The organism is Rhizobium sp. PP-CC-3G-465 (assembly GCF_004343445.1).
GTDB classification, from domain to species: domain Bacteria; phylum Pseudomonadota; class Alphaproteobacteria; order Rhizobiales; family Rhizobiaceae; genus Ferranicluibacter; species Ferranicluibacter rubi.
In genome coordinates this window covers 1-1,375 of sequence record NZ_SLYH01000058.1, presented here as the reverse complement: position 1 = coordinate 1,375, position 1,375 = coordinate 1, and the positions used below count along the sequence as shown (strand labels likewise).

The 1,375-nt window shown below is 61.7% G+C and carries 1 pseudogene; it reads left to right on the top strand.

The annotated features are described in order from the left end of the window. The first annotated feature begins 83 nt into the window (after positions 1–83). Positions 84–1,317: pseudogene (locus tag C8J33_RS26805) on the top strand (IS256 family transposase). Positions 1,318–1,375: the final 58 nt, after the last annotated feature.

Below are 1,375 nucleotides of genomic sequence, written 5' to 3'. Positions count from 1 at the left end.
GGAGTGGTGTAGCTGGATTTCATAGCCATCGGTGATTTCCGGTAGGGTCGGGTTGCTTAGAACCAACCTGAAGGACTCCACCGATGACCGACGACATGATGAACCTGCGCTCACTCGTTGAGAAGAGCGCCGACGCCGATTTGCTGCGCGAGATGATCGGCTTTGCTGCCGAGAAACTGATGGCGCTGGAGGTTGGCACGAAGACTGGTGCGGGCTATGGCGAGAAGAATGGCTTTCGACTTGCCCAGCGCAACGGCTACCGCGACCGGGACTGGGAGACACGGGCGGGCACCGTCGAGCTGCGCATTCCCAAGCTTCGCACCGGCAGCTATTTCCCGAGCTTTCTTGAACCACGCCGGATGGCGGAGAAGGCTCTGACGGCGGTTATTCAGGAAGCCTATATCCAGGGCGTTTCGACCCGCTCGGTTGATGACCTCGTCAAGGCGATGGGCATGTCGGGCATTTCCAAGAGCCAGGTCTCCCGGCTGTGCGCCCCTTTCGGCAATGCAAGCATTGCCTGTCGGGCAGGGGGAGATCGACGAGAAGGTGAAGGCCTTTCTCGACCGGCCCATCGAGGGCGAATGGCCCTATCTCTGGATTGACGCGACCTACCTGAAGGTCCGGCGCGGCGGTCGCATCGTCTCTGTTGCAGTCATCATCGCCGTCGGCGTCAACACCGACGGTCGACGCGAAGTGCTCGGCATGGAAGTCGGCACGTCCGAAGCCGAGGCGATCTGGACGGAATTCCTGCGCAAGCTGACCAGGCGGGGTCTGCGTGGCGTGAAGCTCGTCGTCTCAGATGCGCATGAGGGCATCAAGGCCGCAGTATCGAAGGTGCTTTCCGCCACCTGGCAGCGCTGCAGGGTGCACTTCATGCGCAATGCATTGGCTCATGCGGGAAAGAGCGGCCGGCGCGTCGTCTCCGCCTTCATCGCCACGGCCTTCGCCCAGGACACAGCGGAGGCGGCAAGCGCCCAGTGGCGCAACGTCGCCGACCAGATCAGGCCGAAGGTGCCGAAGCTCGCCACCCTTATGGACAGCGCCGAGCAGGACGTGCTCGCCTACATGACCTTTCCCAAACAGCATTGGGCCAAGCTTCATTCGACCAACCCGATCGAGCGATTGAACGGTGAGATCAAGCGGCGGACAGAGGTCGTCGGCATCTTCCCCAACGACGACGCCATCGTCAGGCTCGTCGGCGCGCTGCTGCTCGAACAGAACGATGAATGGGCCGTCCAGCGATCTCGCTATATGACCCTTGAGACAATCGCTACGATGAGCGATGATCCACTCATCAGCCTGCCAGCAGCAAGCTGACACTCATCCGGCCCTCCGGGATGAGCCGTGGCCGTCTAAGCTACACCACTCCCTGGGA